A 14,099-nucleotide genomic window follows, 5' to 3' on the forward strand; every position below is an offset into this window, starting at 1 on the left:
TTTACGTACAACAAACGTTTATTTTACGCTAAATGAGAGACAATAAATTTTACACTTGCGCGTATTGTTTTAAAGAATTTGAGCCAAAACGGAGACGTGTACAGCGATATTGTAGCAATACTTGTCGTTCTAAGGCATATCATGCCCGAAAAACGGAATCACAAGTACTTACAACACCATCCTCAGAAGTAACTACACCTACTCCACACAATGAGAATATGTCATTAGCAGGTGTTGGAAATGCTGCCGCTGGAGTTCTCGCTGCTAATGCTATTAAAAGCCTTTTAACGAAAGAATCTAACAAACCTGCCACTAAAGGGGATCTTACTCAATTATTGGAAAAATTAAATAGTCGTTATCATTTTATAAAAAATATGCAACCTAACGAATTTGGACAGTACCCTTATTTTGATATGGTTGAGGGGGTGGTTGTTTATATGAGGAACAATTAGATATTATTTTTTTTAAAATTTTCAGCTTGCTCAAAGATCTCCTTAAAAACCTCATCTTTAGTGATCGGAGGATAATCGTTTTCAGCTAAAAGAATTATTAAGTCTACTTTTAGCTCTGCTTTAATATCATCTCTTTGGTTCCAGTCTGTATATTTTGCTTTATCATCCACAACTTTCTTAACCTCCTTTGCTAAGTGTATTAATTTATCGTCTGGATAATTAAAATCGTATTTATGTGCTATAGCCTTTAGAATATCATAAAATGCTTTTTCTTCAAAATCGATACCCATGTCTTGAAACGACTCTTTTTCTTTTCTAAGCTCATGATATAAATCTATAATTTCATCTGTAAAATCTTCCAGAACGTTACTTTGCAGAATATCTTGTTCGCTACGCTCGTTATATTTATCTACTATAGATTTAAACTTTTTAGAGAAATCAACCCCTTGCATTTTATTTGTTTTCTTTAATTCATCAATAGCTTTCAGTAGCAGCTGTTGCAAGAGTTTAATCTTAGTATTGGGCAATTTTATTTTCTCGATTTTTGATAAATAGGCTTCATCAAAAATATCTATTTCATTCTGCTGGTCTTCTCCTAATTTAAAGATCTCTTCAACGCCATCACTTTGCAACGCATCTTTTATCATTTCGCGCACTCTAGCATTCATCTGTGCTGTATCTGGTGCGTTTCCTTTGGTAAGTTTGTATACAATAGAACGTATAGCTAAATAAAAATGAATATGGTCTTTCTGCTCTTCCGTAAATGCATCAGCACCACAACAGATATCGTAAGCTGCTTTTAAGCGTTTTACAATATTCATAAAACGGGTTTCTATATTCTTGGTACGCTGTACAAACTCAGCTCCTAAGTTTAGGCATTCTAGCTGTTTTACTCCTTTTCCTAAGAAATAATTAGAAGCATCAAACTTATGAAACAGTTTGGCTAACAAATCTAATTGGTCTTTTACAACTACGATAGACGTTTCAATATCTTCAAAATTCTGACCATCAACCGCAGAATACTGCTTTAACGCTAAATTCATCTGCTTTTTAAATCCAATATAATCGACAACTAAACCTTTAGATTTGGTCTTGTACTTTCTATTTACTCTAGATATCGTTTGAATTAGATTATGCTGTTGTATGGGTTTATCTATATACATAGTATCTAGAAAAGGGACATCGAAACCAGTTAACCACATATCGACTACAATAGCAATCTTAAAGTTCGATTTTTCGTTTTTAAATTGTCGGTCTAATTCTTTTCTATCCTCTTTTGTACCTAGTAAATCGTACATTTCTTTTGGGTCATCTTTACCTCGTGTCATTATCATTTTAATGCGCTCCATTGGTTTGATTTCCTTTTTCTCCTTTTCGGTAAGTGTAGACCCTTCCTCAAAGGCTTTTACCTCTGCCCATTGCGGTCTTAAAGCTACGATCTCTTGATATAAATGAAACGCTATAGGTCTAGAACTACACACAAACAAAGCTTTACCTTTTATGGTTGCCCCCTCCTCTATTCTGGTTTCATAGTGCTTTACAAAATCTTCAGCTACCGCTCTTAGACGGTCTGGATCACCAATAACGGCATTCATATTTGCTGATGCCTTTTTACTTTCTTCTATTTGATAATCGTTAGCTCCTTCTTCTGCACACAATCTATAGTACTCTTCTATTTCGTAAAGCTTTTTATTTTCTAGAACTACTTTTGCAGCACGACCTTCATAAACAATACGTACCGTGATTTCATCTTTTTCGGACTCTGTCATGGTATATGAATCTATAATGTCTCCAAACACATTTAAAGTCGCATCTATTGGTGTACCTGTAAACCCAACATAGGTTGCATTTGGTAAGGAATCGTGTAAATACTTAGCAAATCCATAGGTTTTTTTTACGCCATCTTCTGTAACCGTTACTTTTTGGTCTAAGTTAATTTGACTACGATGAGCTTCGTCTGAGATACAAATCACATTAGTTCTATCGGTTAAAACCTCTAAGTCTTCTGTAAATTTATGTATAGTTGTTAAAAATACACCTCCACTTTTTCTGCCTTTCAGTAATTCTTTTAGTTCTTTTCGGCTTTCTACACTTATAATATTGTTGTCACCTATATATTGTTTTGCATTTGTAAATTCCGCTGATAATTGATCATCTAAATCGGTGCGGTCAGTTATAATAATTAGTGTAGGACTTTTAAAATGTGGACTACGCATTAACAGTCTCGACAAAAACAACATCGTAAAACTTTTACCACAACCTGTAGCTCCAAAATAGGTTCCGCCTTTACCGTCCCCTTCTGGTTTTTGGTGCTGCTTTATGTTTTCTAACAACTTAGTAGCCGCATAATATTGCGGATAACGACACACAATTTTTAACTCATGCTTGTTAGAATCTGGAAAATATATAAAATGATGTATAACTTGTCTTAATCTATTTTTATTAAACAAGCCTTGGATCATGGTATACATGCTATTGATACCATCCACTTCTTTATCTAAGCCTAATACTTTTCTCCAAGCATAATAAAACTCGTAATTAGCGAAAAACGAGCCCATTTTATTATTTACACCATCGCTAATGATACAAAAGGCATTGTACTTAAATAGTTCGGGAATATCCCGTCTATAACGTGTGGTTAATTGCACATAAGCATCATGTATTGTAGTGTTTTCTCTAATAGCAGTTTTAAACTCAAAGACCACTAAAGGCAATCCATTGATGTATAATATACCATCTGGAATACGCTTTTCATAGCCGTTGATTTCTAACTGGTTTACAATTTTATAGGTATTGTTATCTGAATTTGAGTAATCAATAAGATGAATATATAAGTCTTTTTTAGAACGGTCTTCTCGCTCTAGCTGAAACCCATTAGAGATCAGTTTCATGATTTGCTTATTAGACTCATATAAATCTGAAGCGCTAAATACTTCTAGCTTACGGATAACAGAATTAATTTCGGTATCTGTAATATTATCGTCTTTATATTGGCTTTGCAAATAGCTTATAATATCTGCTTTAATAAGCACATCTTCAGGCTTACGCTCAATGGTATTTCCTAACACATGTGGAATACCTTCGTGACCTAATAACTCTATAAAAACGTTTTCTAGTTGTGCTTCTGTGAATTTGCTCATTTTAACTATAACTAACTTAGTTCTCTAAATATAACTCTTTTGTAGAAGTTATATGAGGCTCTTTAATTTCTTTAATGCCTATTTCTTGTTCTTTTACAATAGCAGCAATACTCACCAAAACATTAATGCCATGCATACTATCTGGGTTTTTAATTCCTAAATACATCTGTTGAGTAAATTCACTTGTAATCTCAACATTAGCAGCTATGATATTTTCTCTTGTGCCAATAGGATAATGTTTAAAAGCGTCTTTATTTAAAAAGAGACTATTATTTGAATGATCTAATAAATACACATCACAATAATCTGCTCCTGGTGGAGTAGCTAATTGATCTATAGCAAAGCCTAGGCTTCCTGTACTATCCACTAAACTACTTAAATCTGAAACTAAATTAATTTGTTCATTGGTGCTTTCTATCAAATCATTATCTCTAAAGGACGACACTGTATAATACCATTTTACTGTATTTTGAGGTAAAACAAAAGGCAGTGTAACTCTAGACTTGCCTCCTTTAAACATAGCATTAGAACCACTATTCACATAGAAATGCTGATTTTTAGTCACTTCCTTTACTTTATATGACTCGCTTTTAACATATTCTTCTTGTCTAATCGTATATGTTGTATCTGTTAAAGTACGTTCTTTTACTGTGGTATTAAATGAAATTAAATCTTCTGAAACTGGAATTCTATCTATTTTAAAGTTACATATACGCCTTGCTAATGACGTATTTTCAAATTTAAAAATATAAATCCCAGTCCTTTTTATCACAACCTCCTTCTGATTAATAGTTATAACATTAAAGTCTGAGTACACTTTAGAAGCCTTATATTCAATTATTTCAAAATTCTTGAGTTTTTTACCACGTTCTTCAGAATAATTAATAATTATCTTATCCCCTTCTGCAAAACCATAAGCCATTTGATGCGTTGACATTGGCGCTATTCTAAAATTTAAGTCAGCAACGTTTATTGGGCTTGTTTCTGCTTTTAATTGGGTTGAAAAGGTGAGTAATAGTAACAGTAGGTAAATCTGTTTCATTTTTAATTATTTAATTTTAGTATTAAGTTTATAATTGTTCGTAATAAGTTTTAATTTTAGCAGCCATTAGCTTACGTCGTTCTACAAGAAAATCATTATAATCTAAATGCGTTGCCTTATGTAATGTTTTTGGTATATCATTTAGCAAAAGGTTTTCTTCTAATCCTATTTTAGAATCTAAAGTACTAATATCAAAAACGCCATCTTCAATTTGTGTTGCAACCTTAGCTATGTAATTTTGTGGTGTTAACATGCCCACTTTAATATTAGTAGCTTGTTCTGTGTACACAAAATTTGCTACTTGATTATATTGCTTTGGTATAAACCCATTTTGTGCTAAGTATTTTTTTGGAAAAATATGATGTACATCGCCGCGCTGCTCAATTAAGCTACTAATTTTCATGCTTTTTGATAAAAATGCTGGTGCATTACCATAACATTGCGCTGCTAAATACACATTATAGGCATTGTTATTAACACTAGAAGATTCTAATTGATTTACCAGTGAAAATTCCCAAAATCCATGTCCCAAATGGTTTTGTTCCATTTGCTGTAAATATACCTTAACACCTTTCTCATTAATTTGTTTGATGTCTTCATCAATCATAGATTCTACAGACCCTGAATAACGACCAATAAGTAATGACATTACTAACCAACGCTTAACATAGTGTTGAATCTCCGATTCTGGCATACGCTCATTCCGTAGTTTTAAATACAAAGCATAGGAAAAGTTTAAACTGTTTTTTGAAGCGATTAACTTCTGACTTATTAAACCTGCTGACTTTACCAACATAATAAAACGTTGGTAACTGGTTTGGTTAACAAAATCTGTTAAGCCTTCTGATAGCAGATTATAACTACATTCTGCAATATCGCTCTCATACGTTCTAGTTTCAAAATTACGACCAGACAGCAACGCTACTAAATCGCTAAATTTTCCACGACTAAATTTATAGGTAAATGCCACACGTAACACATCTATATAATCTGGAATGTACAAATCGTCACTACCTGTTGCCATCCATTTAGACGCTTTGTAATAGTCGCTATTAGCGAATACAGTATCGTTATCTAAAATGTGTTTATTGAAATCTTTATCCACTAATAGTCTACAAAAGTAATCGACTAATTTTCGCATTTTATTTCCGCCATAAACCTCATCGGAAGCTATTTTAGACATCACGAAGTCTGCATTACTCAGCACCACCCCTTTTTGGTTGATACGAATAAAGATATCGGTTACTGTATCTATATCTAATGAACTATCTAATTCTATAATACCAACTTGTTTGTTTTTAATACGTTTTAAGCTTTCTATACGCTCTTCTATTAAATCCTCATCTACCTCTGGGTTTAATTTTAGATATTCTCTAATGGCTTTGGTTATAGAAATCTCATCATTAATTATTGGATTAATATTATTTATCCATTCTGGACTTTTTTCAAAAGCTTTATTAAGTACCTCGAACTTTTCGGTTAGTGGGTTAAAAGCAATACGAATATTAATCTCTTTGTAGTTTTTATTCAATACTCGTTGTCCAACCACAGCAGCTGTTAATGCTGTAATACGTTGTTGACCATCTATTAAAACTTTTTTACCTGCAGACAATTCACCATTCTTTAATTTTACATCTGGATTACGCCATGTTATAATATAACCCACAGGATAACCTTGATATAAAGAATCTATTAAATCTCTAACTTTTGCGCTTTTCCAAACAAAAGGGCGTTGTATTTCAGGTATCGCTATTTCGCCAGATTTTATCCAACTTAATAAGGTTTCTACAGGTTGCTGGTGTACTGAATATTTTGCCATAGTTTAAAACGTGTTTTATTATTTTTTATTAGCAATTAAAAAATCTTCTATTTTTTTAAATATGGACAATAAATGTTCTGTTTCAATTTTCTCAGCAATAAACTCAGCCAAATTATTAAGCGGTAATTCATCTTTTACAAGATAGAAACCAATACCTGCAAAATGGGCCCAGCCAGAATGTTTTCTAGTATAAAAATCCTGTGTAAAACATTGCTTTTCCTCAATTGTAAAATCAATCTCTTTATACATACCAACATCTATTAAAGCCTCGCCATTTAGCTCTACAACGATCCAAATTCTCTTTTTACTATCAATATATAACTGATCAAAGACTACTGTAAACATTAAATTGGGCACTTTGATACTTTTATAGTATCTAAATCTATTCCCTGTATTATTTAACTTTAAAAAAGGTGTGTCACCATTTAAAATATGACAAGCCTGTTCTACTTCTTGCTTTATATGGTCTTTAAATCTATTTAAAAAACGTGCTGTATAATGTATTTCATCTCTATTTTTTAAATAAAATTCAATTTCTTTGGTATTCATTATATCTGTACTTAAGTTAATAACATTTTGATACAAGTCTTTTAAAAACACTATATATTTCTCGTTCGCCTCTAACAAATATCCTCCAATATTTTGCATCACTTGATTTAGTAATTGTAAGTGCGTAATGTTTATAAAATGAAGGTGATTAATTTTAGAAATTGGCTGAATTGATAATACAATACCGATTTTATATTCTTCCTGTTTTTTTGTACTTGTCCAATAATCATTTAAATCATTATTAAGATTATGGTATACTTTGTTTTCAACAATAATGGCTTGTTCTTTGTTACTTAATATCAAATCTATTCTACCTCCTTTATTTGTTGGATATTCCGTTTCTGACACAAAATCAAAGAAATTTTCTAATCCTGTTTTTTGTTTACCAAGATTTGTTTTATATACGCATTCCAATAAACTACTAATAAACAAGTCTTTAAATTTATGCACTTCATTTACATTAAAATAAAACGCATAGATATTAGACAACACATTTTCATAATGTGGTTGTTTCGCAATACCTAAAAAGGTTTTAGGCTTACCTTTTATTTTGGGGATTTCGTTTTCATCTAAAAACGTTTGTAACCAATCTAAATCAATCTTTTCTTTTCCTTCTAACATATTACTTCCCAAATTATAAGTCTTGTTTCCATATTAATTTTATCCGCTAAAATTGGCTCGTTATGCAAAATATTAGCATTAAAACTTAGATTTAATTCATTCATTTTATCTACAAAACGAAAATCAAAATTTGAAGTTTTCATTTCACATAGCTCTGTTACTAAATTTGGTGTGATTCTATAATCTGCAGGAAATCGCTCTAAAAGTTTAGATTGTAATTGGTGCCCTAACATTTTAGCATCTGCAACGCAAATAAAATACGCTTTACGTTTAGTGAAGTAGGTTTCCAACCCTAAACGAATCATATCGTTTAGGGTTTTAATTAATCTATTTGTTTTATTAATTGTTCCTTCTTCATTACTATTTTGGCGAAACAAACCAAATTCCGCACAGATATTTAATTTATCTACCACTAAGTCCATTTTAGGCTTTTCTTTTCTATAAGCACGTATATTTGCTCTCGGTATATAACAGCGAGAATCTATTCCACTTTCTAAAATAATTTCATAATTTTTTAAGCCTTTATCCAAAGTAAGTGCTGTAAAAAAATCATAGCGAACAGAGTCCTCTCCCATATCTAATAAAGGAATATGATTACAACGCTCTGTAAATAGTTTCTCAAAAACTTTAAATACGTTTTCCATAATTATTATCGTCTATCAAAATTAACCAACTCCCATTGTGCTATGCTTTGCTGACTGTCTTTAGCTTTACTTCTTATCTCATGTATAATTTGCATATAGGTATCTGCACAATTTAATTGCGTCCAATTCACTAAAGGTTGCTTGTATAAGCGTTGCTGTATAATTCTATCCACTGGGCAATGTGGTGGTTCTGGTATGATACCCAAACACCAGTAATATTTCAAAGCCAGATTAAGTAGTTTTTGGCTTACACCAATATTTATGGGTGCTTTTAAAACTTCTGTAAAAACTTCTGTAAACTGACCAATAGCTTGTATATTTTCTAGATGAATGGTATCCTCCGTTATTGATGTTTTGTATTGGCTTAAAATGGTATTCTCTACATACCCTCTAAGCTTGTTTCTAAAACGGGTACGGTCTATTTCTTTGGTTTTTGGCTTATATATACCTGTGTGCTGAAACGCACCACCAAAGGTAAGTAACCAAATTTCTTCTATTAAAAAGGCTTGTTGTTGTTCAGTCTGCATAGTTAAACTATTATTTCGTTAAGCTATATATTTATGTGCGTATCATATAATTCTTTGTTATCTCTAATTTCAACAGCTCTTTCTATATATGATTTATGGGCTACTTTAAAATCTTCCCACTTAACATTTAATATATAAGAAAATTCACCTGAATACACATAATATCCGTTACAGACTCTTTTATTCGGTTTTTTCTCATTAAACATATTCGCTTTTATAATTTGAAATAATTTAGAAGTATTATAGTTAGTACAATTACATTCTGAATCATGAGTAATATACCAATCATAAGAGTTATTTTCATCAGGTAAAACCACTGCAATAACTCCATTCATTCTACTGGTTCTATCTGCTCTTGTCGTTTGTCTTAAAGAATAAGAAATCTCCCATGGTATCCATTGGTCGCTTTCAGCTTTATATGTTTCTTTCATTCCTTTTGAAATCATAACAATTGTTACACTACTATTAAAAATTTTATCTTTTAAAGCAGACTTAATAGTTTCATCAGCAAAATGCTGAAGACTTTCCCCATCTTTTTCACCTAAATTAATATTATCCTTACCAATTATTTCTTGTAACTCATCCACATAATCCCTAACTCTTGTTGCTCTCGCCGTTCTATAAGTTCTTCCAAAAATCTCAATTTCATCTACCTTATATAAATCTGGCACATGTGTATCTCCATATTTATACGACACAAATACTTTTCTTCCCATAACTATATTTTATCAATTAGAAGTTCTTGAAATGTTGAAGAAAACGCATAGTCATTTTGAAATCTTTCATTTCTATTAATGCTATTTTCATATATAAATTTTGCAGCTGCTCCTGTACTAGCTAGTGGAATTATTAGAGCTTCTGGATGTAATTCTCTAAACATTTTATATTCGTCTTCCACACCGTCCATTCCTCCAATAAAAATACCAGCAGCAAACTCTTTACCACCTAACATTAATTCTCGCATTAGCCTTAGACTATTATCTCTATCTTCCAAAGTAGGCGTAAGTATTACGTTTTCGAATTTATTATTATCCTCAGGATAAAATTTCTCAAAAAATTTAGATTGATACATTGTGACATGGTCTTGAACATCCATATTCATCTTTTGCAAAACATAGTTTACTAAAGGGGTAATTGATGGGTGTCCTCCCCAAATTAATCTGTGATTTGGTAATACTGTTGTACATAACGCAATAACAGCATCACGAATAGCAATAATATCTGCTGTTTGATAATACTTTGCGTCTCTTTCTGGAAGTGGTATGCTTGCTGAAAGAAATATGTTTTTTAATTCTTCTCTAGCCATTCGTCAAAATTTTGTTTTTTAATAGTCTGTACCTTTAAATATTCATTTAACCAGTCTAAATGATTTAGCCATTTATCTCTAATTTTTAAATCATCATAAATTAAATGAACACTATCCACTTCGTAGTCCTTTATTTCTTTAATGATTTCTTCTGACTGATTACAATTTACCGATTGCGGGACTCCTACAGTGGGAATAAAAATTCTTCTTTTTCCATTATGCAATTCTTCAGAAATAAAGCGTTCTGGTTGTAAGTTTATTTTTTTACCATGTTTAGATGCAAAATTGGTAAACTCTGTAATTAAACTATCTTGTCTAGAGGCTAAGTTTCTAGCTCTCATTGACTCTACCTCTTTTACCAAATCATTAACAAATATTTCCGTTAGTTTAGATGTATTTACATTATCAAATACATCATTTTCAAAATTATTCTCTTTAAGTTGAATAGGCAGACAAACATGAGCCATAGCTTCCAATTTATGGGTTGGCCATACCAATTGAATTATACCTATTTGTTTTGCGTTAGCTTCTGCAATTTCTTCTGTACACCAATAGCTTTCTAAAAATTTTGGTGTGTTTAACAACACAATAACATCGCAATCTGTCATTCTATGCCAAAGTTCTTCTTGAAAAGGTTCTCCAGGCTTTATAGAATGTGTATCTAAAAAGACATCAAAATTATTTCTTTCTAAAGCTTCATATAATTGAATTGCCACAGATGAAGATTCGCTTCTCTTATAACTCACAAATACTTTTCTAGAAGACCGCAATAATTCAAAAGCTTCTAATGCTAGATTAACAATTTTTATATCTTTTGTAGCATCATATAAAAGACCGTTTTGATTTTCAAGTATTTTAGGTATCTCAACATTGAAGCTGTTTTCTGTATAATAGACAGGTAGTATTAAAGTACCATCTTTTATTAAAGTCTCCGTTATTGTTAAGTCTTTAAAACTTCCATTTTCATCACCAAAATATATTGCGAATGCTGGCTGATTACCATTATATTCTGAATTAAAATTTTCTTGATTTATTATCTTAAAATAGTCTTGTACTAGTTTTAGTTCTACTATTTTTTTATAGAATAAATCCACTATCTTATCTGAAAAGCTCCCAAGATTTCCTAAAACAATTAATTGATATTTATATTTCATAATTTTAAACTACTGAAGTTCTGGTTTCAACTTTTGTCATTTTGGCAAGGACTAAATCTTTCAACTCTAATAATAAATTGATTTGACTAATATTATTTTTTATAGAATCGAATAAGGGTTCAATTCTTTTCTGATAGTTAGATAAGATTAAATCTGTTGGTTCGGTAAATGATAAATTTCTAAAATCTGACTTACTAATTTCTAAAAATGTACTCCCACTAGCTAATGATAATATTTCCTCCATTTGAGTTTTAATCCAATCATACAAATAATATGAACTAAATTTATCATTTGGAATTATCGATATAAAACCCTGATTTGTAGAAGCTATAGTTTCATTAATCAATAACTTACCGACTGTAGCCCTACTTGTCATTAATAAAGAATTTGCAGGAATTAATTTTGCCGAACTTTTATTTAAACCTAACTCGGTTATCTTTTTTGTTGTTGTTTTTGAAAAAATCCCATTTCCACCTGTTACGTCAGTAGGTGAATACCATAAAATATCGCCATTTTCCCAGTATTCTTTTACAGTTGTTGATGGTGTTCCTCCACCTAAAGTTTCAAACAGCTCTCCAACTTTATTAACCTCCCACCCCTCAGGAATCTCCTTATCCAACTCTTCATTATAAACCATTTCACCACCAGAAGATTTATAAGGTTTTCCTTCCAATTCAGGGGATCCCGAAACCAGTTCAGGACAACTTTCTTTTGTAATTGGAAAGTTGAAATCTACAAACCAATGTTTATATAAGGCTTGTGCTGTGTCTTCTAGTTTTTTGTTTAGGGTTTCGTTTAGTTTAATACGGTTTACTATGGTGTTGTATTCTGCTACTATTTCGCGTTGTTTTTCTAGGCATGGGATGGGTAGTTCTGTATCCTCTAGTTCATCCCAATCAAACGTTTCTCTTGCGCTTCCATGCGATTTAAAACGTGCATAACGGTCAAATTCAGGTCGTCTAAACCACATCATTAAATATTCGGCATTTAATGCTTCATCATCTATAATTTCGAAAACGGTATAAGCTTGAGACACTAATGCTTTATCATGTTCTTCTAAAAGTGCAATAGATATTTTATCTCCATTTCTAGACGTTACAGGTCCATAAGCAAACTGGTTTTTCTTGATAATTTTATAGCGAGACATATCTGTACCCACAGTATTTGCAATGGATGGCATAAGTACTTTCTTAATACTTACACCTAATAAAGTTTGAACTTCAAGGTTAACGTTTCTCTGATTTATCGGTTGTATGTAATCACCTAAACGTTTATAATTTAATGGCATAACCTAATTCTTTAAAAACGTTTAGCAATTCGGTTTTAGATTCTGCTTCTTCTTTTAAGAGTTCCGCAAATTCGGTCTGTAAACTTTTCATCTTTTCGTCAAAATTGATGTTTTCGTCTCGGTTGACGAACTCAACGTATTTACTTGGTATTAAAGAGTAATCTTTTTTACGCACCTCTTCTAAAGAAGCGGAATAGCAAAATTCTGGAATATCTTTATAATCGCTTTCAACTTGTTGCCATTTGTGATAGGTTTCACTTATATCACTAATATTATCTTCTGAAAACTGTGTGTATTTTTTTTCAAACGGAATTCCTGTTTGCCTTAAATCCATAAACAAGATTTCGTCTTCTCTGTTTCTGTAGTTTTTTTCTACATCATTCAGTTTAACTTGACGCTCTCTTTTATTGTTATTTATAATCCAAAGCGTTACCGAAATATCTGTGGTATAAAACAAGTTACGTGGCAAAATTAAAATGGCTTCTACTAATTTATTTTCAATGAGTTTTTTACGTATGTCGTATTCGGTTCCTCCACCAGATAAAGCACCATTGGCTAGTATAAAACCAGCAACACCATTGTCTGAGAGTTTAGACACCATATTGAGTATCCAACCATAATTGGCATTTCCTGTTTGTGGTACCTCATACCCTCGCCAACGTGGGTCGTCTAGTAACTCGTCACTGGCTCTCCAATCCTTTTGGTTAAAAGGTGGATTTGCCATAATATAATCTGCCTTTAAATCTGGGTGTTGGTCTTTGGCAAAGGTATCTGCTGGTACATCTCCTAAATTGGCAGCTATACCACGTATGGCCAAGTTCATTTTTGCCAACTTATAAGTGGTTGCTGTGTATTCTTGCCCATAAATAGAAACGTCTTTTTTATTACCATTGTGGCTGTCTATAAATTTCATAGACTGCACAAACATACCACCAGAACCACAAGCAGGATCGTAAATCTTCCCTTTATAAGGTTCTATTAATTCTGCAATAAGGTTTACAATACTTTTAGGTGTGTAGAATTCGCCTTTTCCTTTTCCTTCTGCAATAGCAAACTTGCTTAAAAAATACTCGTACACGCGCCCAACAATATCTTGTTGTTGGTCTTTTAGGGTGTCTATATTGTTTATGGTATCTAATAAAGCGGCTAGCTTGCTCACGTCCATATTTAAACGCGAAAAGTAATTGTCTGGTAATGCGCCTTTAAGCGATGGATTGTTTTTTTCTACGGTATATAAAGCAGTATCTATTTTTAAAGCAATGTCATCTTGTTTGGCATTGGCGATTATGTAGCTCCAACGCGATTCTTCGGTTAGATAGAATACATTGTCTTGCGCATAAAATTCTACCATATCTAGAAACTTCTCTTTGCCATCGTCTATCAATTCTTGACGACGTTTCTGGAATTTATCACTCGCAAATTTTAAGAATATTAAACCTAGAACAACGTGTTTGTATTCTGAGCTTTCTACCGTTCCTCTAAGTTTATTTGCAGAATCCCAAAGGGTTTCTTCTATAGATTTTGTTTTTTTTGGTGTTGCTTTTTTAGCCATTTAAT

At 32.0% G+C, this 14,099-nt stretch carries 12 protein-coding genes; 1 reads left to right on the forward strand and 11 read right to left on the reverse strand.

Features of this window, described 5'->3' with window-relative positions; all coding sequences use genetic code 11:
* Nucleotides 1-32 precede the first annotated feature (32 nt).
* On the forward strand, nt 33-452 hold the full coding sequence (locus KO504_RS04970) for a hypothetical protein (RefSeq protein WP_215925228.1): 420 nt from the start codon (nt 33-35) through the stop codon (nt 450-452).
* Here the strand turns inward: KO504_RS04970 and KO504_RS04975 are convergent.
* Genes KO504_RS04975 through KO504_RS05025 form a run of 11 tightly spaced genes read right to left on the reverse strand, consistent with a single transcriptional unit; the run spans nt 449 to nt 14,094 of the window.
* A complete protein-coding gene (locus KO504_RS04975; RefSeq protein WP_215925229.1) occupies nt 449-3,592 on the reverse strand; it encodes a type I restriction endonuclease subunit R in 3,144 nt (1,047 codons plus the stop codon). The two genes, KO504_RS04970 and KO504_RS04975, sit on opposite strands and share 4 nt — an antisense overlap.
* Before the next feature lie 16 nt (nt 3,593-3,608).
* Nucleotides 3,609-4,634 (reverse strand): hypothetical protein, encoded by a 1,026-nt coding sequence (locus KO504_RS04980; protein ID WP_215925230.1) that lies wholly within the window; start codon nt 4,632-4,634, stop codon nt 3,609-3,611.
* Nucleotides 4,635-4,662: 28 nt separating this feature from the next.
* A complete protein-coding gene (locus tag KO504_RS04985; protein WP_215925231.1) occupies nt 4,663-6,453 on the reverse strand; it encodes a GmrSD restriction endonuclease domain-containing protein in 1,791 nt (596 codons plus the stop codon).
* 18 nt (nt 6,454-6,471) lie between these two features.
* Nucleotides 6,472-7,635 (reverse strand): PD-(D/E)XK nuclease family protein, encoded by a 1,164-nt coding sequence (locus tag KO504_RS04990; RefSeq protein ID WP_215925232.1) that lies wholly within the window; start codon nt 7,633-7,635, stop codon nt 6,472-6,474.
* The gene (locus KO504_RS04995; RefSeq protein WP_215925233.1) at nt 7,617-8,267 is read right to left on the reverse strand and encodes a hypothetical protein; all 651 of its coding nucleotides are present in this window, start codon (nt 8,265-8,267) and stop codon (nt 7,617-7,619) included. The genes KO504_RS04990 and KO504_RS04995 overlap by 19 nt, the downstream gene beginning before the upstream one ends.
* A 5-nt stretch (nt 8,268-8,272) precedes the next feature.
* On the reverse strand, nt 8,273-8,794 hold the full coding sequence (locus KO504_RS05000; RefSeq protein ID WP_215925234.1) for a hypothetical protein: 522 nt from the start codon (nt 8,792-8,794) through the stop codon (nt 8,273-8,275).
* 23 nt (nt 8,795-8,817) lie between these two features.
* A complete protein-coding gene (locus KO504_RS05005) occupies nt 8,818-9,510 on the reverse strand; it encodes a TIR domain-containing protein (protein WP_215925235.1) in 693 nt (230 codons plus the stop codon).
* A 2-nt stretch (nt 9,511-9,512) separates the two neighbouring features.
* The gene (locus KO504_RS05010) at nt 9,513-10,100 is read right to left on the reverse strand and encodes a hypothetical protein (RefSeq protein ID WP_215925236.1); all 588 of its coding nucleotides are present in this window, start codon (nt 10,098-10,100) and stop codon (nt 9,513-9,515) included.
* Complete coding sequence (locus KO504_RS05015) at nt 10,082-11,254, reverse strand: toll/interleukin-1 receptor domain-containing protein (RefSeq protein ID WP_215925237.1); 1,173 nt, start codon at nt 11,252-11,254, stop codon at nt 10,082-10,084. Before KO504_RS05015 ends, KO504_RS05010 begins: the two co-directional genes overlap by 19 nt.
* 4 nt (nt 11,255-11,258) lie before the next feature.
* A complete protein-coding gene (locus tag KO504_RS05020; protein WP_215925238.1) occupies nt 11,259-12,542 on the reverse strand; it encodes a restriction endonuclease subunit S in 1,284 nt (427 codons plus the stop codon).
* A complete protein-coding gene (locus KO504_RS05025; protein ID WP_215925239.1) occupies nt 12,526-14,094 on the reverse strand; it encodes a type I restriction-modification system subunit M in 1,569 nt (522 codons plus the stop codon). Before KO504_RS05025 ends, KO504_RS05020 begins: the two co-directional genes overlap by 17 nt.
* Nucleotides 14,095-14,099: the final 5 nt, after the last annotated feature.

The organism is Winogradskyella psychrotolerans (assembly GCF_018860565.1).
GTDB classification, from domain to species: domain Bacteria; phylum Bacteroidota; class Bacteroidia; order Flavobacteriales; family Flavobacteriaceae; genus Winogradskyella; species Winogradskyella damuponensis.

What these genes read in the sequence shown, in the direction of transcription:
- KO504_RS04995 (WP_215925233.1), bottom strand. Translation starts at nt 8,267, where the DNA reads ATGGAAAACGTATTTAAAGTTTTTGAGAAACTATTTACAGAGCGTTGT.
- KO504_RS05000 (WP_215925234.1), bottom strand. Translation starts at nt 8,794, where the DNA reads ATGCAGACTGAACAACAACAAGCCTTTTTAATAGAAGAAATTTGGTTA.
- KO504_RS05015 (WP_215925237.1), bottom strand. Translation starts at nt 11,254, where the DNA reads ATGAAATATAAATATCAATTAATTGTTTTAGGAAATCTTGGGAGCTTT.
- KO504_RS04980 (WP_215925230.1), bottom strand. Translation starts at nt 4,634, where the DNA reads ATGAAACAGATTTACCTACTGTTACTATTACTCACCTTTTCAACCCAA.
- KO504_RS04975 (WP_215925229.1), bottom strand. Translation starts at nt 3,592, where the DNA reads ATGAGCAAATTCACAGAAGCACAACTAGAAAACGTTTTTATAGAGTTA.
- KO504_RS05020 (WP_215925238.1), bottom strand. Translation starts at nt 12,542, where the DNA reads ATGCCATTAAATTATAAACGTTTAGGTGATTACATACAACCGATAAAT.
- KO504_RS05005 (WP_215925235.1), bottom strand. Translation starts at nt 9,510, where the DNA reads ATGGGAAGAAAAGTATTTGTGTCGTATAAATATGGAGATACACATGTG.
- KO504_RS05010 (WP_215925236.1), bottom strand. Translation starts at nt 10,100, where the DNA reads ATGGCTAGAGAAGAATTAAAAAACATATTTCTTTCAGCAAGCATACCA.
- KO504_RS04985 (WP_215925231.1), bottom strand. Translation starts at nt 6,453, where the DNA reads ATGGCAAAATATTCAGTACACCAGCAACCTGTAGAAACCTTATTAAGT.
- KO504_RS04970 (WP_215925228.1), top strand. Translation starts at nt 33, where the DNA reads ATGAGAGACAATAAATTTTACACTTGCGCGTATTGTTTTAAAGAATTT.
- KO504_RS05025 (WP_215925239.1), bottom strand. Translation starts at nt 14,094, where the DNA reads ATGGCTAAAAAAGCAACACCAAAAAAAACAAAATCTATAGAAGAAACC.